Source organism: Nisaea nitritireducens (assembly GCF_014904795.1).
GTDB classification, from domain to species: domain Bacteria; phylum Pseudomonadota; class Alphaproteobacteria; order Thalassobaculales; family Thalassobaculaceae; genus Nisaea; species Nisaea nitritireducens.
This window is the reverse complement of record NZ_JACZFS010000019.1, coordinates 165,970-191,697: the sequence shown is the minus strand read 5'-3', so window position 1 is coordinate 191,697 and position 25,728 is coordinate 165,970. Positions and strand designations below refer to the sequence as shown.

The window sequence follows — 25,728 nt, the reverse complement described above, 5'->3', positions numbered from 1 at the left end:
CGTGGAACTCACGCTCCGCAATGTCCGGCTCGCGGCGGAACCCGGACAGGTGCTCGATGTCGGTGTGGATAGCGGCAAGGTGGTTGCGATCGGTGGCGAGCTGCCGGACGGCCTACGCACGCTCGATCTGGAGGGACGCCTGCTGCTGCCCGGGTTTGTCGAGACCCACATGCATCTCGACAAGTCCTGCATCCTGCACCGTTGCAGATCCGAAAAAGGCGATTTGGCCGAGGCCATTGGAGAGGTCGCCCGACTGAAAGCGGGCTTCACGGAAGAGGATGTATCCGAAAGGGCGAAACGGACGCTCCGCAAGTGTGTGGTCAATGGCACAACCCGAATGCGCACCCATGTGGAAGTCGACCCGGTCATCGGCCTGCGCGGGTTCGAGGGTGTGAAGAAGGCGATTGCCGATTTCGCCTGGGCAATCGACGTCGAGATCTGCGTCTTTCCGCAGGAAGGGTTGCTGAACAATCCGGGGACGGACGAATTGATGGTCGCGGCCCTGAAGAACGGTGCCGGATGCGTCGGAGCGGCACCTTATACCGACAGCGACCCGCACGGGCAGATCGACCGGATCTTCGAGATGGCACGTGAATTCGATGTCGATATCGACATGCATCTCGATCTCGCCGCCGATCCGACGGAACTCGATGCCGATTACGTTGCGCGCAAGACCGACGAACATGGCTGGGGGGGCCGGGTTGCTATCGGTCATGTCACCAAGTTTGCCGCCATGCCGCCGGAGAGCTTCGATGCGCTGGCCCGCAGGCTTGCGGGCGCGGGTGTTGCGGTGACGGTCCTGCCGTCGACGGACTTGTTCCTGATGCATCGCGACCACGATCACTCCGTCCCGCGTGGCGTGACGCCGCTGCACCGGATGCTGGGCCATGGGGTCAATTGTTCGCTCTCGACGAATAATGTACTGAACCCGTTCACGCCTTACGGCGACTGCTCCCTGATCCGGATGGCCAATCTTTATGCCAACATCGCGCAGATCGGGCAGACGGACCTGCTGGCGGAATGCCTGAACATGATCTCGACCCGGTCCGCCGCGCTGATGAATTTGCAGGATTACGGCATCGAGGTCGGCAAAACAGCGGATCTTGTCGTGGTCGACAGCACTGACCCTGCCATGGTGGTGGCCGAGCTGGCACAGCCAATGTTCGTCTTCAAGGCCGGAAAGCAGACAGTGACGCGAGCCCTGCCGGAGTTGCACGCGCCGAAGTGAGACGGAAATTCACGGCGCTATTGGTCGCCGACCATCGCTGCTCCGACGGCAAGCTCCAGGATCTCGGTGGTGATTTCGGATTGCCGTGACTGCCGTGCATTGCTCTGCAGAGCAGTCAGCATGGTTGAGATATTGTCGTGTGCCGCCTGTGTAGCCGAGAGCCGGGCGGCATTTTCAGCGGAGATCGACTCCACCGCCGCTTCAGTCAGGCGTGCGAAGACATACTCTTCCGTCAGTTTTTCAAGCAGCTTTGCCGGGGCCATGTTGTGGAGCGGAGCTTGATGCTTCTGCTTTGTTTGCCGGATGTGGACATCGAGCGGAAGCAGCGGCCGGCGCTCAACGGTCGAGGCGGTTCCTTGCCTCGAGGAGGAAAATATAGCCTCCACACGGGTGATTTCGCGTGCCGCGATCTGGCGAAACAGCTCTTCCGATAAGCGCTGTACCACCGCCGACACTGCATCCGGCCGGGTCGCCATCGGTCCAAACCAGGCTGGGGTGCGGTTCATTTCCGTCGCGCGTGCCGCGCCGCGGCTGCCGAGCACGAACAGTTTGTCCCGCGGACCGAGGGCATTCAGTGCCGCCTCCACAACTCTGTCATTGAAACCGCCCACGAAGCCGTGTTCGGACGCGCAGAGGATGATGGCGGTCGGGCCCGGCTTTGCTTCCGGTTTATCCGTCCTGCCATGCACCATGGAGAGTGTGTCGGCGATTCCGCCGGCGACAACCTCGGCATATTGCCGAATACCGGGAACCGCACGCTGCGCTTCCCTGAGGCGCATGCCGGAGAGCGACCGCATGGCCGCGATGATGTTCTGCAGATCTCCCATGCCGGAAATCTGCGCCTCGATCTCTGCGAGGCGGGTCATCTTGTGTCCGCCGGGGCCGTTCCGCGTGTCGATGCCGCCAGAGCGGCGATGCCTTCATGCAGGCGCTGGCGCTGCTGGTCAGTCAGGGACTTGGCTTGATCGTCGAGCGTGAGGATGTCCGGAGCGTCCTGAACGAGCCAGGAAGACAGGGCGTCCCGGAACGCATCGATCCGGTCCATGGGTACATCGTCGAGCAGATTTTCGGAGAGGGCGAAGAGCAGGGCAACCTGTTCTCCCAGTGGGAGCGGGGCGAACTGGCGCTGGCGCAGTATCGCGCGGATCCGCCGTCCGTGTTCGATGTTCTTCCGGGTGCGGTCATCGACCATGGTGCCGAACCGGGTAAAGACCTCAAGTTCGAGAAACTGTGCGTAGTCCAGCCGCAGGCTTGCCGAGAAGGCCTTGATCACCGGCGCCTGGGTCTTTCCGCCAACGCGGGAGACGCTCTTGCCGATATCGACAGCTGGCTTCTGGTCTTCATGGAACAGGGAGGGGTCCAGATAGATCTGGCCGTCCGTGATGGAGATCAGGTTGGTCGGGATGTAGGCGCTGATATTGCCGGCCTGGGTCTCGGCGATCGGCAGGGCTGTCAGCGAGCCGCCGCCCCGTTCCGGTGAGAGCCGGGCAGCGCGCTCGAGCAATCGCGAATGGATGTAGAAGATGTCGCCCGGATAGGCTTCACGTCCCGGCGGTCGGCGCAGCAACAGCGAGACCTGACGGTAGACCGCGGCATGCTTGGTCAGCTCGTCCATGATCAGCAGGACGTCGTGCCCCTTGTTCATCCAGTATTCGGCCATGGTGCAGGCGGAATAGGGTGTCAGCCATTGCAGGCCGGGGGGGGCATCGGCCTCGCCAACGACGAAGAGACACCGCTCGGGCGCGCCGTAGCGCCGCACCGCGTCGATCACCTGGGCGACGGTGGAAGCTTTCTGGCCAATTGCGGCATAGACGCAGATCACGTCGCTGGATTTTTGATTGATGATGGTGTCGACCGCAACGGCGGTCTTGCCGGTTCCGCGGTCGCCGATGATCAGTTCGCGTTGACCCCGGCCGAGCGGGACCATGGCGTCTATCGCAAGCAACCCGGTTGCCAGGGGGCGTTCAATCAGGGCGCGGTCAATAATTTGTGGGGCCGGCTGCTCGACAGGGTTGAAGGCGGCTTGCGCAATTGGCGCACCGTCGTCGAGGGGGGCGCCAAGGGGATCGACGATCCGTCCGAGCAGGGCGTCTCCCACCGGCACCCGCGCAACTTCTCCAGTGCCGCGCACTTCGCTTCCGGCAGAAATCAAGGCGGGGTCGCCAAGCAGCACGCAGCCGATTTCCGTCTCTCCGAGACTGACGACGAGCCCCCTTACACCGCCCTCGAATACCAGCAACTCATCCAGCCGGGTCTCCGGCAAGCCGGAAACCGTGGCGACGCCGTCTCCGGCGCGCAGCACCCGGCCGACGGGCTCGACCCAGGGGGTCATCGAGGCTTCCTCGATATGCGCCCGGTTCTTTGCCGCCCACCGGCGCAGGTCGTCAGCGAGCGTCGGCATCGGCGGTCATCTCCACCCGCATCGCGTTCAGAGTGCCGCGCCAGGAGAAATGCAGAATAGCGCCAGGGAAATGCAGCTCTACACCGGCGATAAGGTCCGGGTCATGGGCGAACTCGATCTCCAGGTCGTCTCCAAGGATAGCAATCAGGCGCTCTCTCCATCGCTCCATACTGGCCTTCGGTAAGGGAATGGCGCCGATCACCCGTAACCGCCCCGTGCTGGCCGGGCCGACGAGCAGGGCGTCACGTTTGCCGGGTTCCAGGGCGTTCATATGATTTTCGATGCGGTCGAGCCAGGTTGCCATCCTCAGGTCCGCCGGTACCTCCTGCAGCAGGCGGCGTGCGACGTCCATCCCGAGATCGAGCGCGATCTTCCGCGTCTCGCCCGCAGCTGCGTCGCGCTCGGCCTGCAAAGATTTCCGGGCCTGCGTTTCAAGCTCCTCCGCATCGTTTTCGGCCTGGGCAAGGCGCGCCGCTGCCTGTATCTCCGCCTCGGTTCGGGCGGCGGCGAGCACGGCTTCACGCTCTGCCTCGGTTTCGGATCGCGCCGTGTGAATTCGTTTCAGCTCGGACTGTGCTTCCTGCTGGATACGCTTTGCTTCGGCGTGTTCCTTGTCGATGTCGGCCCGGCGCGCGTCGACGAACCGCAATACCGGCTTGTATAGAAATCGATGCAGCAGCCATACAAGGATGACGAAGTTGACTGTCTGCAGTCCGAAGGTCCACCAGTCGAACGACATGACTATCCTACGTAAGGATTTGCGAACAGGAGCAGCAGGGCGATGACGAGACAGTAGATCGCGGTTGTCTCGATCATTGCCAGACCGACGAACAGGGTTCTGGATATGGTTCCTGCGGCTTCGGGCTGGCGGGCAATGGCGTCCATCGCCGCGGCAACCGCCCTCCCTTCGGCGAGAGCCGGGCCGAGTGCGCCGAACGAGACGACGAACGCGGCGGCAAATATGCTGATAAATTCGTGGTCCACATTACCTCCTCAGGTCTGTTGCTGGGCGTTGATGGCCGCCCCGATGAAGACGCCGGCCAGAACGGTGAAGATATAAGCCTGAACCAGTCCCAGAAGCAGCTCCAGGGCCATGAGCGGGATTGGAACGAAGAGCCCCGCAAGGGCGAGCACCAGCGCAATCATGAATTCGCCGCTCATCACGTTCCCGAAGAGCCGTACCGTCAGCGAAAGCGTTCGGGTGAACTCCGACAACAGATTGAGCGGCAGCATGATCAGCTTCGGCTTGGCAAACCCGGCCAGATAGCCGAGCAGTCCCCGGGCGCGGATGCCATAGAAATGCACCGATACAAAGACGACCGCTGCCAGAGCCGCAGCAGTTTCTATCCTGGCGGTCGGGGCTTCCATGCCGGGCAGGATGCTGGTCGAATTGGCGGTGGCGATGAACAGGAACAGCGTGGCGAGCAGGGGCAGCAATGACCGTGCGGACTTGCCCGCAACCTCACTGATCTGTTCCAGAATCCCGACAACAACGGTTTCGAGTACTGCCTGCAGGCGGCCGGGTTCCCGGCCGAGCCCTCGCGTCAGCAGCCATGATCCCAGCGGCAGCACCAGCATGAGGCCCCAAGTGGTCACGACGGCCTGGCTGATCGGGATCGGGCCTATATGGAACAGGATCGTGCTGGTCAGGGGCGATGCATCCATCATCCGGCTCTCCTTGCGCGACGCGTTGCGATCAGGCGTGCGCCGAGAAAGCCGGCAAACCCACTGAGAAGCATCACCGGGCCGAATTGCGCGAGTACGGTCAGCAGAGCGATGGCGCCGCCGATCCGCAACACGGTCAACCCGACAACCCTGACTGTGTGCCGTTCGCCGACCAAGGCGTCCACCGTCCGTCCGAGGGCGAAGAAATAGGCGAGGCCCAGAGCCATGCCTCCTGCGGCTATGGCGACGGCAAGCGCGACTGTTGTGATTGTGTCCGCTCCGTTCATTCTTTGTGCATCCTTGACCACGCGAGCCAGCAACCGAGGCTAAGCCCCAGGACCAGAAGTCCGAGGGTCCAGAACACGCCGCTTGCAAATATTCCGTCCATCCAGCGACCGATGAAAACCCCGATGAGCGGCGGAATTACGATCGTCCAGCCGAGGGCCCCTATCATCGCCAGATTATGGGCGATGGACCGTTCGCCTTCGCGTTCCCAGAGCGCGCGCCTCTCCTTTCGGGTGCGCACCGCCTTTTCCAGCTGGTTGTTCTGATCCTGCGCGCCGCTCATACGCCCTCCTCGGGCAGACTTCCTGACGCAAGGCTCTGGCCTGGAATGCCGGACGCGTTGGGCCGCAAGGCGGTGACGATCTGCTGAATCGCTGCGAGATAAAGCCTATGCGCATCGGTTCTGGCGGATTTTTCCTCAGAGACGTGGCGCCGGAAACGGTCAAGGACCTCGGTCTCCAGATGCTGCAGATCGTCTCCCGGCACGGCCTCGCGCGTGGCTATTTTGATCGATGCCCCGTCGCGCACGTTCAGCATGCCGCCGCGGACCGCGACATGGTGCTCGATACCGTCCGCATCGCGCCAGGTAATGACCGAAATCGCGAGTTCGGTCAGAAAGTCCGCATGCCCGGGAAGAAGGCCGAATGCACCGGTTTCGTCCTCCGCCCGAAGGTGGCTTACATCGGCTCCGTCGATGACGATCTCGAGCGGCGTGGCGATTGTCAGGTTCATGATGCCTCCGCCCTGGCGTGCGTGCCTTCGAGGGGAGCTTCTCTTCTCCGTGCCTCATCGAGATCGCCGACCATATAGAGGGACCGTTCGGCCCAGTCGTCTGTTTCGCCGTCCAGAATGGCGCGGCATCCGGCAATCGTGGCGTCCAGCTCCACCGCTCGGCCCGCCTTCCCGGTGAAGGCGGTGGTTACCATGAAAGGCTGGGTGAGGAACCGCATGAGCCGACGGGCCCTGCCGACCAGGCGGCGGTCGGTCGCGCTCAACTCCTCGATCCCCAGCAGGGCGATGATTTTCTGCAGGTCGCGGTAGTGGGCGATCGCCTTTCGGACCTCTTGAGCGGTCGTGTAGTGCAAGTCGCCCACCAAGCGCGGATCGAGCAGGCTCGATGTTGAGGCGAGCGGCTCGACGGCGGGATACATGCCTTCGCTTGCCATCTCCCGCGACAGCACGATCGAAGAATCGAGATGGCCGAAGATCTCGGCCACAGCCGGGTCGGTGAAATCGTCCGCCGGAACATAGACTGCCTGGATCGAGGTGATGGCTGCTCCGGGAACCGAGGCGATGCGCTCCTCGAACTCGGCAATCTCGCTGCTCAGGGTGGGCTGGTATCCGACACGGGACGGCAGGCGTCCCAGCAGACCGGATATCTCTCCGCCCGCCTGGACCAGACGGTAGACATTGTCCACCAGCAGAAGAACGTTTTCATGGATGTCGTCGCGGAAGTGCTCCGCGATGGCGAGCCCGGTCAGCCCAACGCGCCACCGTGCACCGGGCGGCTCGTTCATCTGCCCGAAGACCAGGGCTGTGCGGTCCAGCACGCCGGACTGCCGCAGTTCCAGCAGGAGTTCATGGCCCTCGCGCGAGCGTTCGCCGATACCGGCAAAGACCGATATGCCGGAATGCCGTTCAACCGTGGTCCGGATCAGTTCCATGATCAGCACCGTCTTGCCGACCCCGGCCCCGCCGAACATGGCGGCCTTGCCACCTTTGATCAGGGGGGCAAGCAGGTCGATGACCTTGATGCCTGTGTGAAACATTTCGGGCTGATTGCCCTGCTGTGACAGAGCCGGTGCAGGGCCGTGGATCGGCTTTCGCGGCACGTCGGCGGGAAAGGGTGCGCCCGCGTCCACAGGCTCGCCAATGACGTTGATGAGGCGGCCGAGAACCGCCTCTCCGACAGGAACCTGCAGGGGGGCGCCCGTTGTCTGGACCGGTGTTCCGCGTTTCAGGCCGGCGGTATTCCCGAGCGCGACAGCGCGAGCGGTCACGGCATCGAGATGAATCTGGATTTCAGCGATCAGGGACGGGCCCGAATCTTCTGCAATCGAAACGGCGTCGCCAAGCGATGGCATCCGGTCCGGTGGAAACCGGATGTCGATCACCGACCCATGGATCGCGACAACCTCTCCGGCCGCAGAATGCGATTGGGAATCTTCGATCGCTTTGTCGTGCACACCCAAACCCCAATGTCCGGTACGTCGTTCCGAGCGCTGACGATAGGTAGAGAGTGTGCCCGGAACGTAAGCCGATTGATATCAATATGATCCAGATCACGACACGGGGCATTGATCCTTATCAATCGCATGGGGGGCATCCGGGCACGGCCGCGTTTTCAGCCTCTCCTGCGATCAGGTGACGGCGATGCGTGCGGTTCCGGAGCTGCACGCATCGCCTGTTCAGCCTATTCGATCACCACGAATGTGCGAACCTCGATGCTTTCTCTCGCTGGGGTGTCGTTGGTCTGGGTCGGCAGGGGGAACGCACTGTGCGGTGTGAATTGTGCGCGGCCGTCCTCAATGCTGTCCCATCCCTTGATCAGCAGCACCTCGTCCCGGGTCATTTCGGGGACGTAATACCAGCGCTGATCCTTGTCGTGGGACAGGTGATAGATCTCGCCGACCCGGTCCGGGAAGACCTGATCCGTCGCGACCAGGTCAGCCGCCTTGACGCTGGTTGCGTCCGCAAGGGCAAGGGGGGAGCGCTGCACCGGTCCGCGGATCGGCCGCCAGACATTGACCTGGAGGATGCGCGCACCGGAATTCAACAGGCCGTCGAACGCGTCGGCACCGAACACATCGCGGGCGCGCTGCGGGCCGCTCTTTGCCGTGTAATCCACATGGATGCGCGGCGCCGGGCCACGGTTGCCATCCTTGTTGCTGGCGCCTTTACCGCCATCGGAGCGTCGGGTCGCATCGAAGATGGCCACCTGACTGGCGTCGAATTCTTCCATCAGGAGACTGCGGATTTCGTCGAAATATCCCGTCCCAACTGTAGCGTCGTCATAGAGGTCCGCTGTTTCCGTCGGTACAGTTCGGAGCGCGAAACCTTCCTTGTCGAGGGTGAACGATCCGGCATGGGGCCGCATATCCGCCACCAGAACGTCGTGATCCTCGACGGCGAAGCGGAAGTCAGGTGCGCCGCCGGTAAAGGCCGCACTGTAAAGCGCAGGCTTTTCCGCCTGGGGAACAATGAATGTCAGCGGAGCCACGACATTCGCGGCGCCTTCTGAAACTGGATCGTTGATGTGGTCCTGAACAACACTCGCCATCGTTTTTCTCCTTCTGGCCGCCGCATGCCGGCCTGCTGTGATGGCACCTCAGATAGGCCCTGAAAGAGCGGAACACAAAAGAGAAGAATTCAATATGACTTGAGAACAATTCAAGAGACAGGGGGCTGTATCACGGACGGGAGGGTTCAAGCTTCGCGCGGCTTGCGTCGGCCTGTTCAAGCAACCAGCGTTTCACCCTCAGCGTTCGTGCGGGTGGGGGGAGACCGGCCGGCTGGCAGAGATAGAATGCGGCTCCGGAGGGAGCTGTCGCACCGAAAGGCGTCACCAGGGCGCCGCTGGCAAGGCGTTCTTCGATATAGGGAGCCCGACCGATGGTTATGCCATGTCCGGCTTCGGCGACCTGCAGTCCCTGTTCGATCGCGTCGAGTTCCAGCGCGCCTCTCAGGTCCGGCGGCGCAAGGCCGCGTGCCTTGGCCCATTCCTGCCATTCGTCCGGAATGCTGCGAATGACGATCAGGCGTGATTTCTTCAGAATTTCTTCAATGTCCTGCTCACCCGCCGGCACGTATCCCGGCGCGGCAACCGGTGTCGCATGATCGTCGAAGAGAAAGGTTTTATCGACATTCGGCCAGTTCCCGCGGCCGTACCTGATGGCTATGTCCACCTGGTCGCGCTCAAGATCGACGACCCGTGTCGTCGGGACCAGTTGTATGTCGAGATCGGGGTTCGCTGCTTCGAATGCGCCAAGTCGGGGAAGCAGCCAGGTCGCGGCCATCGAGGTCGGCAATGTCAGCCGGACAATGGCCCGTCCGTCGGAAGGACGCACGGCTTCGGTCGCGGCTTCCAGTTCACGGATGGCGGGGTCGATGCGGGCGAGATATCGGGCCCCGGTTTCCGTCAACACGAGCCGCCGGCTCGTGCGGTCGAACAGTTGAGCCTGCAGCAGGGTCTCCAGTTGCCTGATCTGGTGGCTGACCGCGGACTCCGTAACGCCAAGCGCGACAGCGGCATCTGCGAGCCGGTCATGCGTTGCAGCGGCTCGGAATGCCAGGAGCGAGCGAAAGGGGGGGAGGCGGGTTTCCTGTGACGTCATTCCTGAAATATATCTCAAGTCCTATGTCGTGCCGAGCCTTTGAGTGAACGTCCCGTTGATACCCTTCAGGCTTGGCCAACGCGCGCCGGTTATCGAAGCATGCTTGAGGGCTATGTTTGAAGTGCAGGCTACGTGAGCCTGCAGTCAGAAAAACTCCGGTATAAAAACCGGCACTGGCAGGAGCGCGGCAACAGTTGGTTTGTTCGTACGAAAATTAAAACCAACTTTTCTTGCGTTATTCGAAATGAAAAATTGAGCATTTCAGTGGTGGAAAACGTTCAACTCTGCTAGGTCAGCGCGACCCCGGCCGTCGCGGAGCGAATGGATAAACGCCCATTCCAGGACGGTTGGCATGAAGATCCACGATCTCGCTTAGACAGACGCATAGGCAGTCATTTCAGTGTCTTCGAATTCCAGAAAAACCGAAAATCGCTACGTTAACGATCTTCGCCGGTTCAGCTTTTTCCAATCGCAGTTCTTCGATCTCAAAGGCGTAACCGTCCCTCTGGGGCTGTCAGTCGTCTTTCTGGCCGTGGTTGGGCTGTATGTCGCGAGTACGCAGAACGCTCTTGGCGAAGACTGGTTGATCGTCGTGGTCGCCGCGGTCGTCGGGGGATATATGGCGCTCAATATCGGCGCCAACGATGTCGCGAACAATATGGGTCCGGCCGTCGGCGGCAGAGTGCTGACTGTTTTCAGTGCGGTTGTGATCGCTGCCATCTGCGAGAGCGCGGGCGCATTGCTGGCAGGCGGCGAGGTGGTGAAGACTGTTTCCAAGGGGATCATTTCTCCCGGCGGAGATGTCAGCGTCGGTGAATTCCGAAACCTCATGCTGAGCGCGCTGTTTGCTGCTGCGCTCTGGATCAATTTCGCCACAATCCTGAATGCGCCGGTTTCAACGACCCATTCGATCGTGGGCGGCGTGCTCGGTGCGGGTATCGCGGCCGCGGGATTCGGACTGGTGAACTGGTCGACCATGGCGGCGATTGCCGCGAGCTGGGTGATCTCGCCCATGTTCGGGGCGCTTTTCGCGGCGGCGATCCTGTTCGCAATCAAGAAGAAGATCCTTAATGTCGAGGACCGTCTCGCGGCGGCGAAAGTGTGGGTTCCGGTCCTGATCGGTCTTATGGCGGCGGCGTTCGCTGCCTACATGGCGATGAAGGGTCTGAAGAAGATCTGGCATCCGTCCGTTGTCGAGATGGTCTTTTATTCGGTGCTGGCGTTTCTTGCCGCCTATCTGCTGTCCAGACCTTATATCAGCCGACGTGTTCTCTCTCTCGAGAACACCCGCAAGGACGTGAACAAGCTGTTCGATCTGCCGCTGATTGCCGGCGCCGCGCTGTTGTCCTTCGCGCATGGTGCGAATGACGTCGCCAATGCTGTCGGCCCGCTCGCGGCCATCGTCTCCACCGTTGGGGAAGGGGCCGGGATTGAAAGCAAGGTGTCGATACCGGTCTGGGTGATGGCAATCGGCGCGTTCGGCATCGCCTTCGGGCTCGGCTTGTTCGGACCTAAACTGATCGCGGTCGTCGGTGAGAAAATCACGCGGCTGAATTCGCCGCGATCCTATTGTGTGGCATTGTCCGCCGCCGTCACGGTTCTGATCGCGACCACCCTCGGCCTTCCGGTCAGCTCGACCCATATCGCGGTCGGTGCGGTGTTTGGTGTCGGGTTCCTGCGCGAATTCCTGGAAAACCCGAACAAGCGGCGGGTACGTCCCGGGCACAAGCTGAACGATACAGCTGAAGAGGCTTTTAACAGCCGCGACTACAAATCGGTGCGGCGATTGGTCCGGCGCCGGTTCGTGCTGTCGATCGCGGCGGCCTGGATTATTACTGTGCCGGCATCAGCTCTGGTTGCGTCTGCGGTTTATGCTCTCTTGCAGCTTCTCTGATCCAACGTCCGAGAGAGTCGAATTGTCCGAGGACAAGATGAAAATCCTCTGGGTATGCGACGCGTGGTGCATCCTCTAACAGGGCCCAGTGCCGCTGGCGGAATTTCTTTTCAGGCCAGTCGTCGGCCTGCTCGGTGACAAGCAGTGGGAAATAGGTCACCGGGATTTCGAGCTTGCCGCTATCCGTCAGCTTGGTCACGACGTGGGTCATTGGAAAGTCTTCCAGGACCACGCCGCGAATGCCGGCTTCCTCGAAGCCCTCCCGTAGGCATGCCTCGGCAAGGCTTTCGTCTTTCTTTGGCTTTCCCTTCGGCAGGATCCATCTGCCACGCGTCTGGGACGTGACGAAAAGAATGGCCAGCAGATCATCTCTGATATCGAACGGGATGATTCCAACGCGATGCATCTGTTTGTCCTTGTTCCGGGCTTCTTGTACTCAAACGATGTTCAAATTGACCTTGGGTATGGTCATCAGGGCCCGGTCGTTCGGCCGCATGGGCTTGAAGGCGATCAGGTTGACCTGCATTTCCGCCACCAGATTGCGCTCCGTGTTGATCCGGTGCATCAGCTCTTCAGCGGTGTTCGATCCGGCGACGCTCTTCGGGATGAGGAAGGTGACTTCGTCGGTACCCCAATCGCCGCGATAGCCGTAATCCGCGAAATTATAGAACGGCTGTTGAAAATAATCGAAGCTGCGAATGAAATAGGGCCGCTTGTGGGTCGGATCGGCCCAGGCCATGTCGGTCGCGCCGAAAGGCAGCTTGAGCTCGAACCGGCAATCGTTTTTCGCGATCCGCCACATCTCCTGCATGAATGGCAGCACACGGTCGATATGTTCGATCAGATGCGATGCATGGATCTCTTCGACTGAATCATCCGGGAGCGGAAACGGTTCGATCCCGCATGTCTCAAGATCGTAAATTACGTCGACGCCCGGCCCGGGCATGATGTCATGATTTACCCAGCCGTCGCGGATCACCTTGCCGCAGCCAAGATTGAGCTTGAGTGCCTGCTGCGCGCCTTCAGGCTGCGATTCTGCTTGTGAAACCACGTTCTGCTATCCTCTCGAATCAGCTTTCAGTGTGCCTTTAGAGCTTGAAACGTACAATGAATTACGGACGGTACTTGTCAGACGAACATGTTGAATTTGCGGAGGCGGTGCCGTTCAAGCATTGCGTCTGGCGCAACACGCAATGGCGTCGCGGTACCGGAAATGCTCAGCAGGTATGCGCGCCGGAGCGCTGTACATCCGGCTCTTACCCGCCTATGTTGCGCGCCACTTTAATTCGATCACGCGCGCAAGGCGCCGCACTGCCGATCCCACCGGGGGAAACATGGTTCCCGAACGGTCGATCGCAGGCATTCCGAAAGACATGACATGACAGAATTTGAAGGCGTTGTTCCGGCGCTCGGTAAGGCATTGGCGAAGCGCGGTTACGAGACGCTGACCCCGGTTCAGCAGGCGGTCATTACCAACGAAATGCAGGATGCCGACGCTCTGGTCTCGGCTCAGACTGGCTCCGGCAAGACGGTTGCTTTCGGGCTGGCCATGGCACCGACCCTGCTGGGCGATGCCGAACGCTTCGAGCGGGTATCCTCTCCAGTTGCCTTGGCTGTCGCACCGACCCGCGAGCTGGCCCTGCAGGTCAAGCGAGAGCTGGAATGGCTCTATGAATTCACCGGCGCCTCGGTGGTGTCCTGCGTCGGCGGCATGGATATGCGGACCGAACGCATGGCGCTGCAGCGTGGCGCACATATTGTCGTCGGTACGCCCGGACGATTGCGCGATCATGTCGAGCGCCGGTCGCTGGACATGTCTGGCATGAAAGCTATCGTGCTGGACGAGGCCGATGAGATGCTCGATCTCGGCTTCCGGGAGGATCTGGAATTCATCCTGAAATCCTCGCCGGAAACCCGCCGGACACTGATGTTCTCGGCCACTGTGCCCCGGACCATCGCCTCTCTCGCCAAGCGTTATCAGAAGGATGCGGTTCGTATCTCCACGGCTGGGGAGCGGAACCAGCATGTCGATATCGAATACCGGGCTTTGGCCTGCGCGCCGAATGATCGGGAAAACGCGATCATCAACGTGCTGCGGCATTCGGATGCGGTCACGACCATCGTCTTCTGCAGCACCCGTGCGACAGTGAACCACCTGACCAGCCGCTTCACCAATCGGGGCATCTCGGTTGTTGCTCTGTCGGGCGAGTTGAGCCAGAGCGCGCGGACCCACGCCCTGCAGGCGTTGCGGGATGGCCGGGCGCAGGTCTGTGTCGCCACCGACGTGGCGGCCCGCGGAATCGATCTGCCGAACCTGGAACTGGTGATCCATGCGGATCTGCCGAAGAACCAGGAATCCCTGCTGCACCGGAGTGGTCGTACCGGCCGGGCCGGGCGCAAGGGTGTCTCCACCCTGATCGTACCCTATTCCCGCCGGCGCCAGACCGAGCGCATGCTGTCCAATGCCAATATCAAGGCGACCTGGGGCAAACCGCCGACCGCGGATGAGATTCTGGCGCTGGATCGCAAGCGTATTCTGGAAGATGCGGATCTGAGCGGCGAGACCACCGAGGAAGAACGCGCTTTCGCGACGGAGCTGCTCTCTCGTTATGACGCCGAAGCCGTCGCCATCGCGTTCCTGCGTAAGCGCATGGCCGGGCTGCCGGCACCTGAAGAGCTGATGAACGATCCCTCGGGCGGTGAGCGTTACGACCGTGGAGAGCGCGGGGATCGTGGTGACCGGGGGGATCGTGGCGACCGCGGTGAGCCGCGCAAGCGCCGGCAGGATTTCGAGGACGGTGTATGGATCCGCCTCTCGGTCGGCCGGAACCACAAGGCGGAAGCGCGCTGGCTGTTGCCGATGCTGTGCCGCACCGGCGACATCACCAAGTCTGATGTTGGCGCGATCAAGATCCAGGAAACCGAAACCCACGTCGAGCTGCACCCCAAGGCAGTCGACAAGTTTCTGGCGGCGGTTGGCCCGAGCCGCAAGGTAGAGAAGAGCATCACGGTGGACCGGATGTCCGGCGCTCCTGCTGAACAGGAGACATCGTCGGAGCCGCGTGCCCCGCGTCCGCCCCGCAGGCCTCGGGCCGATGCGGAACCGGGCGATCGTCCGATGAAGCGTCAGCGGGACAAGCGCGCGCCTCAGGGCCGCCCTGCCGCGGATGTTGTCACGGAAGCCGCTGACGCGGCGCCGGCCTCCGCTCCCGATGAGCGGCCGGCTCCGGATTACAAGGCAAAGAAGCCCAGAAAGCCGAAGGATGGCGCGGGCAAGCCGGGCGGGAAATTCGGCAAGCCGCGTGAGGGACATGCAAAGCCCGCACATGCGAAATCCGGTGACGGGAAACCGGGGCATGCCAAGTCCGGCAAACCGAAAGCCGGAGAGGGCAAACCGGGTAAGCCGAAAGGCAAGTCCGGCACCAAGAAACCGCACCGCAAGGGTGAGTCCAAGCCGAAGGCGCCGTGGGTCGATTAAGGCTGACAGAGCCGCAGGGTTTTGCTAGGCGCCAATATGATCACCGGCCTGTGTGATCGCTGGCCCATATGATCGCTGGTAAGTGGTTACAAAGAGCGGGTAAACGAAATCAGACAAGCGCTGGACTTCTGTCCGGCGCTTGTTTTGTTTCCGCTCCATCGCAGGCTCGGATATTCTGGTCTTATCCGCAGGTGCAATCTGGACTTATGGTTCGCGCCGCGACTGTGTAATTCTGCGACCTGACGATTTCATTTGGCCGGCATTTTCCTGCGGCCGGACCTTGGAGACCCTGCGCCATGAGCACCACGCAATTCGAAAACGATCTTTCCGATGTCGTCGCCTCCGACAAGGCGCATGTCTGGCATCATCTGATGCAGCACAAGATGTTCGAGACGGTAGATCCGAAGATCATCGTCGAAGGCAAGGGGATGCGCGTCTGGGATATCACCGGCAAGGAACATCTCGACGCGGTGTCCGGCGGCGTCTGGACGGTGAATGTCGGCTATGGCCGCGATACCATCGCCGACGCCGTACGCGATCAGCTCGTGAAGATGAACTATTTCGCAGGCGCCCTCGGGTCTGTTCCGGGCGCCCGCTTCTCCGAGCGCCTGATCTCCAAGATGCCGGGCATGACCCGCGTCTATTATTCGAACTCCGGCTCGGAAGCGAACGAGAAGGCCTTCAAGATGGTGCGCCAGATCTCCGCGCAGCACCATGGAGGCAAGAAGTCCAAGATCCTCTATCGGGAGCGGGACTATCACGGCACCACCATCACCGCCCTCTCGGCAGCCGGTCAGCCGCAGCGCCAGGCCCATTACGGCCCGTTCACGCCGGGCTTTGTGGATGTGCCGCATTGCCTCGAATATCGCAACCAGTATGGCGTGGTTGAGAATTACGGCGAGCGTGCCGCCGATGCGATCGAGGAAGTCATTCTGCGTGAAGGCCCGGACACCATTGGCGGCCTCTGCCTTGAGACCATTACCGCAGGCGGTGGCGTCATCACCCCGCCGAAAGGCTATTGGGAGCGGGTCCAGGAGATCTGCACCAAGTATGGCATTCTGTTGATTCTCGATGAAGTGGTCTGCGGCGTCGGCCGGACCGGCGAATGGTTCGGCTATCAGCATTACGGCATCAAGCCGGACATCGTCACCATGGCGAAAGGCGTTGCGTCGGGCTATGCGGCGATCTCCTGCACCGTGACCACGGAAGCTGTCTTCGATCTCTTCAAGGCCGACGCGTCCGATCCGATGAGCTATTTCCGCGACATCTCGACCTTCGGCGGCTGCACGTCGGGACCGGCCGCGGCGCTCGAGAACATGCGCATCATCGAGGACGAAGATTTGCTGGCGAACACGACCGCCATGGGCGCCCGTCTGGAGCAAAACCTGCTCGCTCTGAAGGACAAGCATCCGGTAATCGGCGACGTGCGCGGCAAGGGCCTCTTCTGGGGTGCTGAGCTGGTCGCGGACCGGGAGACCAAGGAGCCGGTGGACGAGATCAAGGGCCAGGCCGTGGTCGGTCACTGCAATGCCGAGGGCGTGCTCATTGGCGTCACCAACCGGTCGATCCCGGGCTACAACAACACGCTCTGCCTGTCCCCGGCACTGATTGCCACCAAGTCGGACATCGACCAGATCACTGGCGCCATCGACAATGCCCTGACGGCCGTGTTCGGTTCCGGAAAATAAACGCTCCCGGCTGCCGGTGTTCCGCTGATGGGTATCAAGGCGACACAGTTTCACCTCGATCCGCAGTTCGGCGGAACATTGCAGAAACAGATCCAGCAGATGGTCAGCCAGGGAATCCTGGCTGGCCGTTTCCTGCCTGGGGACAAGATGCCGTCGAGCCGCATGCTGGCGCAGCAGCTCGGCGTGAGCCGTGTGACGGTGACGCTGGCCTATGCGGAACTGGTGGCGAGCGAATATCTGACGTCCCGGGGCAGGTCCGGCCACTTCATTTCCGAGAATGCGCCGCGCCCTCCCGATTATAAGCTCGGCGATACGGCGCGGCTTGAGACAGTCGACTGGCAGCGGGCGCTCGGGGCTCGTTATTCCGATCCAATGAATCTGTTTCGGCCGCCGGACTGGCGCGACTACGAATTCCCCTTCATTTACGGACAGCCGGATCCAAGTCTGTTCGACCATGACAACTGGCGCCGTTGCGCTTTGGAAGCGCATGGCCGCAAGGACTTCGAAGAGGTTACGGCGGACCGGTATGAGCAGGACGATCCGAAACTGATCGAATATATCGTGCGGAACGTGCTGCCACGGCGAGGGATCTCGGCCCGGCCCGAGGAAGTCCTGCTCACGCTCGGCGCCCAGAATGCCATCTGGATCTGCACGCAGCTGCTGCTCACAGGGGATCGCACGGCAGCTATCGAGAACCCCTGTTATCCTGGCCTCAGGAAAGTGCTGCGGCATAGTGCCTGCCGGACCGTGCCGATCGATGTCGACGAGAACGGTCTGCCGCCGGAACGGCTGCCCGATCAGCTCAGCGTCGTCTTCACGACGGCAAGCCATCAGTGTCCGACCAACACGACAATGCCGATGAGCCGGCGGCTGGAGCTGTTGCGGCTGTCGTCAGAGCGCAATTTCATCATTGTCGAGGACGATTATGAATTCGAGATGTCCTTCGCCCAGCAGCCGACACCCGCACTCAAGTCGCTCGATCGTGCGGGGTCCGTGATCTATATCGGCTCCTTTTCGAAATCCCTGTTTCCCGGTTTGCGGCTCGGCTACATCGTTGCTTCGCCGACCTTCATCCGGGAGGCGAGGGCGCTCAGGGCCATGGTGCTGCGGCATCCGCCGGGAAGCGTGCAGCGCACGACCACTTATTTCCTCTCCCGGGGCTATCACGACAGCATGGTCAATCGCATAGGCAAGGCCTACGGGCGTCGCCGCGCCGTGATGGAAAAAGCGATCCGCGAATGTGGTCTCGAGGTGGCGGGAACCGGCGGTTTCGGCGGCTCCAGTTTCTGGATGAAGGCTCCGGACGGCATCAATACCGCGGAGCTGGCGCTATCACTGCGCAGCCAAGGCGTTCTGATCGAGCCGGGCGAGGCCTTCTTCGACGCAGCGGACGAGAACGTCCAATATTACCGACTGGCCTATTCCTCGATCCCCTCCGCCCGTATCGCCGAAGGTATCGAGCGCATCGCGGCGGTGCTGAGAAAGTGATCTCTTACGATCCGTTCGTGTCATCACTCCGTGGGTGCGAGCACCCGCATTCTGGTCGGAACGGTTGGTGTTTCGAAGGTGCCGACATGATAGGCGTGGCACTGGGTGCAGGTATCTCCGGCGCGCCCCGGTGCGTGACATTCCGAGCAGGTGGCGACAGTCGGTGACGCGAAACCCGCTACGATTTCGGCGTGTGGATCGCTCTGGCGGTACTGGTCCTGGAATGCGGATACGGATCCTGTTCCTTTTGGCCGGATCACGTTGTGGCAGGTCTGACAACCGCCGGACTCTGCGATCAGGCTGAAATGCGGCCTGTGGGAGAAGCGCACGAAATCCCGGGTGGCGGGATCGCGGGAGGCGGGGTGCCAGTTAACGGATCCGGTTCCGCCCTCGCCGCGGTCGACACTGTGACAGCGCAGGCATGTGCCCGGCGCCTGCGCACCGGCAAAGGTGGCCAGCAACGCGCCATCGCCGTCCTGCGGTGACGGGGCCGCTGCGAGGTCGATCCAGGCCTGCATGAACGGATCCGCGTGCCCTGTCGGCCGGTACAGCAGAGCGAAATCATTACGATACCAGCCGCCGGCCCGCATCCAGTCCTCGGGAGAAACGTTGGGCTCAATCCGCGTTGGCGGCGGGGCGGTCTCGGCCCGGGTGACGGGAGATGTCGGCGCCAACTCCGGTGGCGGCGCGAGGGCATCGCTCGTGCCGGTCAACGGCAATGCCAGGATATCGGACTGATCCGTCGATGGCGCGGCAAGGATGTCAGACTGGTCCGGCGCGGGCGCGAGGATGTCGGACTGATCCGTTGTTGGTGCAGCAAGGATGTCCGATTGGTCTGGTGCAGACGCGAGGATATCAGATTGATCAAGCGACGGAGCGGGGGTAGGGCTTCCGTTCTGGGCGGATGGCGGGCCTGGTATCGTCTCTGGAAGTGCCGGGAGCTTTCCGGCCAGCTCGCTTGCCAGCTCCGGGAACCAGTTCCGGGCCGCTGCTTGCAGCACTTCCATTGGCAAATGGCCGAGCATGGTGCCGGTCTGGTCTGTGCTTATTTGCTCCAGAGCCTTGTCCGTTCGCCCGTTCGCCAGCCGCTTCTCCGCCGCCTGGACGCCATCGGCGAGCAGGTCGCCGATCAGGCGCTTGACCGCGAAGGCGACCTCCGTCACCGCCCTGATGTCGTCCGCTTCGGCGTCGCGCAGATCCATCGGGTCCAGCCCGTCCATCCGCTCAAGAGCGAGCGTCACGGAGCTGTCACCCTCCAGCAGACGCCGCATGAAGGGGGTGAGCGGTTCCTCCGACCATTTCGGCCAATCGCCGATATCGACGCCGCGTGCCGTCAACTCCTGCAGATCCAGGCCCGGCACTGTCAGGAACGCGATCCCTTTCGGCCCGATCGCGCCGGCACCGGATATGTTGTCCTGGTGGCAGGATGCGCACATGGTCTCGAATTTCTCCGTCTGCATGGCCCGCCCGTCGTCCGACGGCAGGTGGCAGGACGTGCAGGTTTCCGGCGCCTTGCCCGCACTCTCGGTGGCACCGAAATGCCGGTCCAGATGGGCGGCATGGTCGAAAGCGATGCGGAGGCGGCGGTCGAACAAAGTCTCGCCGAATTCCGGGTGGCCGTTTCCGAACGAGTTGAATTGCACGGTGTGACAGGTCTGGCAGGCACCTTCGGGCATCTCGGTGAGGCTTGCGTCTACGCCGCTATGCTCACGGTGACAGGTTGCGCACCCGACCGTGGATGTTGGCGTGCCGGTATCTGTGAACAGCCATCCGGACAGTTTGAATTCCAGCGGTTGCTCGGCTCCCTCTTTGGTGTGGCGATGCAATGCCGCGTCTGTCAGGGCGGCTGTCGTTGCCGGGGGGCGGGAGTGCGCGCGCTCTGCATGTGGGCCGAGTTCGTGGCAGGAGCGGCAGGTGTGGTCTCCGTTCATCTCCTGCGACATTCCGACAGCGGTCATCACCCAGCCTGCGGGGCCTTCGTCGAAACCCTGATGGCAACCGGCGCACCCGCCGACCACACTGTGCTGGAAGGTAAGCGGCCCGGGGGACAGCAGGGCTTCCCGGTCGGTGCCGGAAAGTCCAATCATGACCAGACCGATCGCGGCGACGACGACCAGCCGCGTTACACGGCGACGCAGTGCGCTGAGACTGCGCACAGGAACACAGGGCGGGCGCTGGAACGAGCAACGACCGTCGGGCGCCGGTCCGGCGTCGCAGGGGCCGCCGACACTTTGCGGGCGGGTGCAATGCCAGCGGTCTCCCCGGCGTATCGGCGCACAATCGGCCATGCCGCGGCAGGCACCGGCGGCATCAGGCCCGTGCGGGCAAGGCTGACCGAGGGCGAGCCGGCCGCACCGCCATTGCCGGTCGGGGCGGTCGTAGGAGGACATGCCGCTATTGGTTCCCGTTGTACTCATGACGGTCCCACCTCGAAGGCATGCGCCAGAACCGCATGGACCGCGATAAGGATCAGCAGGCCGTAAGCGAGCGGCACATGCACAAACAGCCAGAGCCTGAGCGCCGACTGGGCGGCGAACTGGTAGTCGAGGTCGTCCTTGGTCTCGACCAGTTCCGACAATCGGTTGAGGATTTTGTGCCCACGGGCATCCACATAGCGGTGCAGCGACTGGATCTGTTGCTGCTGCAGGCGCAGATGGCCCTGGTATCCGGTCAGATGGGCGAGCGCGTTGCGCGGGCGCTGGAAATACGCGCTCAGCTCTTTCTGATAGTAGTCGGCGATGGTGACCGACCCGGTGTCGCGGGCTGAGGATATGGCCAGAGCCTGCGCCTCGGCGGCGATTTCCGCGCGCCGGGTGGCAATACGGTCGTAGAGCTCACGCGCACCATGATCGCGCATGCGCTTCGGCAGAACCCTGCTCAGCCAGATGCCCACCGTTCCGCTGATCGTGACGGCGACGAACGGAATCCAGAGCGCGATCTCAAGTGGGCCGTCCGGTAGACCGGCGCCGGTGTGGGTCAGGAACACCACAACCGCAAACCAGCCGCCGTAGATATGCACCTGCTCCCAGTCCGACGCGCTGCCAAGCGGAAGGACGGCAATCCGGCGGCGCAGGTCGAACAGTGCCAGCCCCACGATCAGCCCGAACAGGGTCCAGCCGGTGACGAACCGTATGTCGTGCAGGGTTGCCTCGGCCAGATGGGTAATGGCGACGAGGAGCAAGGTGGCGCCGACGACGAAGGCCGTGTTGCGCGCCCGGCGTCGGGTGAAACGGGTCAGCGACGCAGCCATGCGACCAACTCTCCCGGGTTACTCATGTCGAGGCGCGCCAGTGCGTCGTTCGGGCAGGCGCGCTGGCAGGCAGGGCCGCCGAGCTGCCCGGCACAGAGGTCGCACTTGGTCGCCCGGCGGATTGCCGCTCCGGTCTCGCGATCGGTTATGACGGTACCCGCTTTGTCGGCGATCTCGACCATGACGATGTTGCCGTACGGGCAGCTCCGCGAACAGGTTCCGCAGCCGATGCAGGTATCGTCGTTGATATGCACATCGCCGGAGGACAGGTCCCGATGGATCGCGCCGGTCGGACAGCCGATCAGGCAAACCGCATCGACGCAGTGCATGCAAGCATTGGCGATCATGACATCGTCGTGGGACGGGCCTTGGCGTACGAAGCGCGGGTTGCCGTCATGGGTTGCGGCGCAGGCCTTTACACAATCGTCGCAGCCGGTGCAGCGGTCCAGATCGATCACCATGGACTGGGTGCCGTTGATAATCCGCTCGTCGATCAGGAAGTCGACCAGCGGCTGCTCTATCCCGGTTGCACTGTCATCGCGCTTCCAGACCGGTGTCGCGCGCATGTCCGCATCCGTGGCCGGCGGCAGCAGGTGCTCAGGCATGGTCGGCAGGACGTAGCGCTCCATCACCAATGCGGGGACGCGGAGAATGTCCAGGTAGCCGATCGCCCTCAGGCTATTACGCAAGGGGACCGAGCCGTTGCCGCGCCATTGCCTGACCAGTTCCTCCAGGCCGAACACGTCATTGTTCTTCAGATACCCGACCGTCCGGTCGCCGTGATCGAGATGCTCGGTCACCCTGGCGAAGCCGGCGCGGATCATGATCAGATCGTCAGTAAGGCTGCCTTCTTCCGCGATCAGCGGTTCTCCCGCCAGGGATCCGTCGCTCTCGGCCGGCAGCTCGCCTGTGGGAAACAGCTCCTGTGTGCCATGGTTCTCGAAACGGATTTCCTGGGCGACGAGGGCGATGGTCGCTTCGTCTAGATGGGCAAACAGGGGGCTTTCCGACAGATGGGCGAGCAGGCTGCGGGTGCGGTGCAGGTGGTCGACCCTCTCGCGCAGGTCCGGATCGCGGGCGCGCAGATCGCGCAAGCCTTGCCAGCGCAGCTCAACCAGCTCGCAGTCCGTATCGGCGACCACCGTTGCCGTGCGCGGTGAGCGCGACAAGGCGGAGATTTCCCCGAACATGTCGCCATGTTCGAGCAGGGTGACAGAATGCTCCGCGATGACCCGCTCGATATCGGGCAGATAGGCGCGTCCCCGGTCGGCGCGCATATGGAGCGCGCGGGCAGATGGTGACAGGGTCCGTGTCTCGCTTTCACGCGAATTGCGCCAGAGTTGGGCAAGCGCGTTCCAGAACGGACGGCGCGCGCGGGGCGGTGGCCGCCCGACTTCGGGCAGATAGCCGTAGAGCACGTTCACCGCGCCGGACAGGATGACGAAAACCGAATTACCGTAATCGCCTTCGAGCACAACGATGTCGCCGCGCTGATAGCGGTTTATGCGGGCGTCGTTGCGGACGATATCCGGCAGCGACTGGCCCGGCGGAAACCGGTCCGGATCGAGGTCGCGGAACACCGGTGCCGTCAATATCCGCTCGACATCCACCGTCGACAGTTCGGGGTCGAACGGATTATCCCAGCGCCGAGGACGGCTGATCGCTGTTGTCTGGGCGGACATCAATGCGGCCCTCAGCGGGCCGGAACTCCCTTGTAGGCGGATTCCTGCGGCAGATACTTGTCGATTGCACCGAAGCTGCTGCCGTCATACTTGCCGGCGATTTCCCGGGTGAGGGCACCGACCTTGTCCGCCACGGCCGAAAGGGCCGCGTCGTTGTTGAGCTTGAGGCCGGCACTGTTCGCCACCGTCCCCATTTCGGTCAGCTCCGCGATCTTCAGGAAACCCTCGAGTGCGGCGATTGCCTGGCGGGCGGCCTGAGCGCGCTTGGCCATGGACACCGCGTAGTTGGCCTTCTGTGTCGCCTTGCCGACGGCCCGCAGCGCCGTTTCCAGCTCGACCGCACGGCCAACGACGAACATCAGGCGTTTGTCGTTCAAGGACGCAGCCGCATTGCTGGCTCCCTTGTTGTGCCAGGTGTTATGGCGCACCTCGCCCTGGGACCAGGCGACCAGCTCGAACGGGCTGCCGGCCTTGTGGCCGCCCACATTCACCAGCTTTTCTTCCGGCACCACATGGCAGGAGAAACAGTTCTTGGCCCAGCGGTACATGTCCTTCGGACGGATCATGCCGGCGGCCTCGGACTTCTCCCAGCGCAGGGCGATCTCCTCCGGGCTCTCCTGACCCTCCTTCTTGCCGCTGAAGCCGCTATGTATCGGCTGCCACGCGCTGGCGGCCCCATGGCAGCTTTCGCAGGAAATACCGGCTACTGGCTCAAGATCGCCGCTGGCGGTCTCCACAGTCGAGAAATGGCAGTTCAGGCAAAGGCTCTCCGACTTGATGCGGCGCATGCCCATGCGCTCGGCGATGTCGCTGGCTTCTTTCCTGCGGGTCAATTCAGTGAAGGTGGAAAAGTGATGCGTCCCCTTCCAGATTTCGGTCTCGGTCTTGTGGCACTCGGCGCACTTGGCGGGCCCGATCATCTTGAAATGCTCATCACTCGTTTGCGCGGATACGGAAGTGACGGAAAGGCCCGCTAGAATAACGAGCAACGACGCCGCCGCAGCAAGGTAGCGTGAAGCCCACGTGCTCATAATGTTGTCCATGCTTGTGTATCCGTCTTGTTCCATTTTAATCATGCGTCGAGTGTCACCCTGCCGCGCGGCACCGCCATACAGGCGAGGCAGGTGCCCGGTTCCGGCGTCACGGCCGGCTCGGCAACGTAATCGACCTCTCCCGCCTTGATGGCGACCACGCAGGTGCCGCAATGTCCGGCCCTGCAGCCGCTTTCCAGCACCACACCGTTATTCTCGGCGAGTGCAAGAATCGAGCCCGCGGTTTCGTCCCAGGCCAGAACCTTGTCGGAGCGGTCGAACCGGATCTCGATACCGGGTTCGGAGGCTGTTGCGGGTCGCTCGCTCGGCTGGCGCTGCACTGTGGCAGCCCCGAATGCCTCGATCCGGATGTCGTCCGCCAGTACACCCCAGTCGCGCAGCTCGCCAGAGACAACCTCCATCATCGGTGCCGGTCCGCACAGGTAGAAGGCGTAGTTGGTCGATGGCAGATTGGCCTTGAGAATTTCAAGGCTGATCCGGCCCGCGTGGTCGTAATCCTGGCCTGGGACGCAGGCCTCGGTCGGATCGCTGTAGCAGGTCACGACATGCAGGTTTGGATACAGGTGCCGCAGGCCTGCGATATGTTCGGCAAATGCATGCTGCGGGCGGTTACGCACGCCGTAGAACAGCCAGATCTCTCGCTCTGTCGGAGTGCTGCACACACTATTCAGCATGCTCAGCAGGGGAGTGATGCCGACACCTCCGGCGATCAGCACGATCTGCTGGTCTGAAGCCGGGTCGCAGTGGAAAGTCCCGGCGGGCGCGCGTACGTCCAGAATATCGCCTTCGCGCACGACATCGTTCAGATAGGTCGACACTGCTCCGGAAGCGTGTTCCGTGCCGGGCGGTGGCTGAACCTTCTTGACGCTGATCCGGTAACGCCCGTCATTGCCGGGGGCATCGGACAGGGAATAGCACCGCACCAGCGGCTTGGTCTGGCCGGGGATGCGCACCTGAAAGGTCAGGTACTGGCCCGGAAGATACTGCGGCAGGGGCCGGCCATTATGGGCGACCAGCTCGAAGGAATGGATGTTGTCGGCCTCACGGATCTTGCGCGCCACCTTGAACTTGCGGAAGCCGCTCCAGGAGTTAACCGTCAGATCCCGCTCAGCCTCGGCCCGGCTCAGTGACAGCGCGACCCGGCGTTCAAACAAGCTCGCCTCCGCTGCGAAGCTGCGGCGTTCCAGATATCCGCGCCGCCAGGTGCCGAAAAGGCTGAGTGCCATCTCCGCGGCGGTGCCGGCAACGATGACATACCCGATTGTCTCGATCACCCCGGCCAT

The 25,728-nt window shown here is 62.4% G+C and carries 23 protein-coding genes; 5 read left to right on the top strand and 18 right to left on the bottom strand.

Annotation, left to right across the window (positions count from 1 at the left end):
* Position 1: 1 nt before the first annotated feature.
* Positions 2 to 1,228 carry an amidohydrolase family protein gene (locus tag IG629_RS08350; protein ID WP_193171493.1) on the top strand — a complete coding sequence of 409 codons (1,227 nt, stop codon included), beginning with the start codon at positions 2 to 4 and terminating at the stop codon, positions 1,226 to 1,228.
* 17 nt (positions 1,229 to 1,245) lie between these two features.
* Here IG629_RS08350 and IG629_RS08345 read toward each other — a convergent pair whose 3' ends face one another.
* The 11 genes from IG629_RS08345 to IG629_RS08295 all read right to left on the bottom strand — a co-directional run bounded on the left by IG629_RS08345 (position 1,246) and on the right by IG629_RS08295 (position 9,913).
* Positions 1,246 to 2,094 (bottom strand): F0F1 ATP synthase subunit gamma, encoded by an 849-nt coding sequence (locus IG629_RS08345; RefSeq protein WP_193171492.1) that lies wholly within the window; start codon positions 2,092 to 2,094, stop codon positions 1,246 to 1,248.
* The gene (locus tag IG629_RS08340) at positions 2,091 to 3,629 is read right to left on the bottom strand and encodes a F0F1 ATP synthase subunit alpha (RefSeq protein ID WP_193171491.1); all 1,539 of its coding nucleotides are present in this window, start codon (positions 3,627 to 3,629) and stop codon (positions 2,091 to 2,093) included. Before IG629_RS08340 ends, IG629_RS08345 begins: the two co-directional genes overlap by 4 nt.
* The gene (locus tag IG629_RS08335) at positions 3,613 to 4,368 is read right to left on the bottom strand and encodes a F0F1 ATP synthase subunit B family protein (protein WP_193171490.1); all 756 of its coding nucleotides are present in this window, start codon (positions 4,366 to 4,368) and stop codon (positions 3,613 to 3,615) included. The genes IG629_RS08340 and IG629_RS08335 overlap by 17 nt, the downstream gene beginning before the upstream one ends.
* A 2-nt stretch (positions 4,369 to 4,370) precedes the next feature.
* Positions 4,371 to 4,613, bottom strand: a complete 243-nt coding sequence (locus IG629_RS08330) for a F0F1 ATP synthase subunit C (protein WP_028465683.1) — start codon at positions 4,611 to 4,613, stop codon at positions 4,371 to 4,373.
* A 9-nt stretch (positions 4,614 to 4,622) separates the two neighbouring features.
* A complete protein-coding gene (locus IG629_RS08325) occupies positions 4,623 to 5,297 on the bottom strand; it encodes a F0F1 ATP synthase subunit A (protein ID WP_226886539.1) in 675 nt (224 codons plus the stop codon).
* On the bottom strand, positions 5,294 to 5,581 hold the full coding sequence (locus IG629_RS08320) for an N-ATPase subunit AtpR (protein WP_193171489.1): 288 nt from the start codon (positions 5,579 to 5,581) through the stop codon (positions 5,294 to 5,296). Before IG629_RS08320 ends, IG629_RS08325 begins: the two co-directional genes overlap by 4 nt.
* Positions 5,578 to 5,862: an AtpZ/AtpI family protein gene (locus IG629_RS08315; protein ID WP_193171488.1), complete on the bottom strand. Its 285-nt coding sequence runs from the start codon at positions 5,860 to 5,862 to the stop codon at positions 5,578 to 5,580. Before IG629_RS08315 ends, IG629_RS08320 begins: the two co-directional genes overlap by 4 nt.
* Positions 5,859 to 6,311, bottom strand: coding sequence for a F0F1 ATP synthase subunit epsilon (locus IG629_RS08310; RefSeq protein ID WP_193171487.1), 453 nt, complete (start codon positions 6,309 to 6,311; stop codon positions 5,859 to 5,861). Before IG629_RS08310 ends, IG629_RS08315 begins: the two co-directional genes overlap by 4 nt.
* Positions 6,308 to 7,765, bottom strand: coding sequence for a F0F1 ATP synthase subunit beta (atpD, locus tag IG629_RS08305; RefSeq protein WP_319025043.1), 1,458 nt, complete (start codon positions 7,763 to 7,765; stop codon positions 6,308 to 6,310). Before atpD ends, IG629_RS08310 begins: the two co-directional genes overlap by 4 nt.
* 227 nt (positions 7,766 to 7,992) lie before the next feature.
* Positions 7,993 to 8,859 (bottom strand): CmcJ/NvfI family oxidoreductase, encoded by an 867-nt coding sequence (locus IG629_RS08300; RefSeq protein ID WP_193171485.1) that lies wholly within the window; start codon positions 8,857 to 8,859, stop codon positions 7,993 to 7,995.
* 130 nt (positions 8,860 to 8,989) lie between these two features.
* A complete protein-coding gene (locus IG629_RS08295) occupies positions 8,990 to 9,913 on the bottom strand; it encodes a LysR substrate-binding domain-containing protein (RefSeq protein ID WP_193171484.1) in 924 nt (307 codons plus the stop codon).
* Between the two features lie 400 nt (positions 9,914 to 10,313).
* On the opposite strand from IG629_RS08295, the gene IG629_RS08290 reads away from it, so the two are divergent.
* A complete protein-coding gene (locus tag IG629_RS08290) occupies positions 10,314 to 11,807 on the top strand; it encodes an inorganic phosphate transporter (RefSeq protein ID WP_193171483.1) in 1,494 nt (497 codons plus the stop codon).
* Here the strand turns inward: IG629_RS08290 and IG629_RS08285 are convergent.
* Positions 11,746 to 12,213 carry an NUDIX hydrolase gene (locus tag IG629_RS08285; RefSeq protein ID WP_193171482.1) on the bottom strand — a complete coding sequence of 156 codons (468 nt, stop codon included), beginning with the start codon at positions 12,211 to 12,213 and terminating at the stop codon, positions 11,746 to 11,748. The genes IG629_RS08290 and IG629_RS08285 overlap by 62 nt on opposite strands.
* 30 nt (positions 12,214 to 12,243) lie before the next feature.
* Complete coding sequence (locus tag IG629_RS08280) at positions 12,244 to 12,858, bottom strand: class I SAM-dependent methyltransferase (RefSeq protein WP_193171481.1); 615 nt, start codon at positions 12,856 to 12,858, stop codon at positions 12,244 to 12,246.
* Between the two features lie 327 nt (positions 12,859 to 13,185).
* Between IG629_RS08280 and IG629_RS08275 the strand changes: the two genes are divergently transcribed.
* The 3 genes from IG629_RS08275 (at position 13,186) to pdxR (ending at position 18,461) form a co-directional block, all read left to right on the top strand.
* The gene (locus tag IG629_RS08275) at positions 13,186 to 15,285 is read left to right on the top strand and encodes a DEAD/DEAH box helicase (RefSeq protein WP_193171480.1); all 2,100 of its coding nucleotides are present in this window, start codon (positions 13,186 to 13,188) and stop codon (positions 15,283 to 15,285) included.
* Between the two features lie 296 nt (positions 15,286 to 15,581).
* Positions 15,582 to 16,973, top strand: a complete 1,392-nt coding sequence (locus IG629_RS08270; protein ID WP_193171479.1) for an aminotransferase family protein — start codon at positions 15,582 to 15,584, stop codon at positions 16,971 to 16,973.
* Positions 16,974 to 17,000: 27 nt separating this feature from the next.
* Entirely contained in the window at positions 17,001 to 18,461 is a 1,461-nt protein-coding gene (pdxR, locus tag IG629_RS08265) for a MocR-like pyridoxine biosynthesis transcription factor PdxR (RefSeq protein ID WP_193171478.1), read from the top strand.
* 23 nt (positions 18,462 to 18,484) lie between these two features.
* On the opposite strand, the gene IG629_RS08260 is transcribed toward pdxR, so the two are convergent.
* The 5 genes from IG629_RS08260 to IG629_RS08240 are packed head-to-tail and all read right to left on the bottom strand — an operon-like array spanning position 18,485 to position 25,728.
* Positions 18,485 to 20,878 (bottom strand): hypothetical protein, encoded by a 2,394-nt coding sequence (locus tag IG629_RS08260; protein ID WP_193171477.1) that lies wholly within the window; start codon positions 20,876 to 20,878, stop codon positions 18,485 to 18,487.
* On the bottom strand, positions 20,875 to 21,711 hold the full coding sequence (locus tag IG629_RS08255; protein ID WP_193171476.1) for a hypothetical protein: 837 nt from the start codon (positions 21,709 to 21,711) through the stop codon (positions 20,875 to 20,877). Before IG629_RS08255 ends, IG629_RS08260 begins: the two co-directional genes overlap by 4 nt.
* Positions 21,696 to 23,393 carry a cyclic nucleotide-binding domain-containing protein gene (locus IG629_RS08250; protein WP_193171475.1) on the bottom strand — a complete coding sequence of 566 codons (1,698 nt, stop codon included), beginning with the start codon at positions 23,391 to 23,393 and terminating at the stop codon, positions 21,696 to 21,698. The genes IG629_RS08255 and IG629_RS08250 overlap by 16 nt, the downstream gene beginning before the upstream one ends.
* Before the next feature lie 11 nt (positions 23,394 to 23,404).
* A complete protein-coding gene (locus tag IG629_RS08245) occupies positions 23,405 to 24,424 on the bottom strand; it encodes a cytochrome c family protein (protein ID WP_193171474.1) in 1,020 nt (339 codons plus the stop codon).
* Between the two features lie 41 nt (positions 24,425 to 24,465).
* Positions 24,466 to 25,728 (bottom strand): 2Fe-2S iron-sulfur cluster-binding protein, encoded by a 1,263-nt coding sequence (locus IG629_RS08240; RefSeq protein WP_193171473.1) that lies wholly within the window; start codon positions 25,726 to 25,728, stop codon positions 24,466 to 24,468.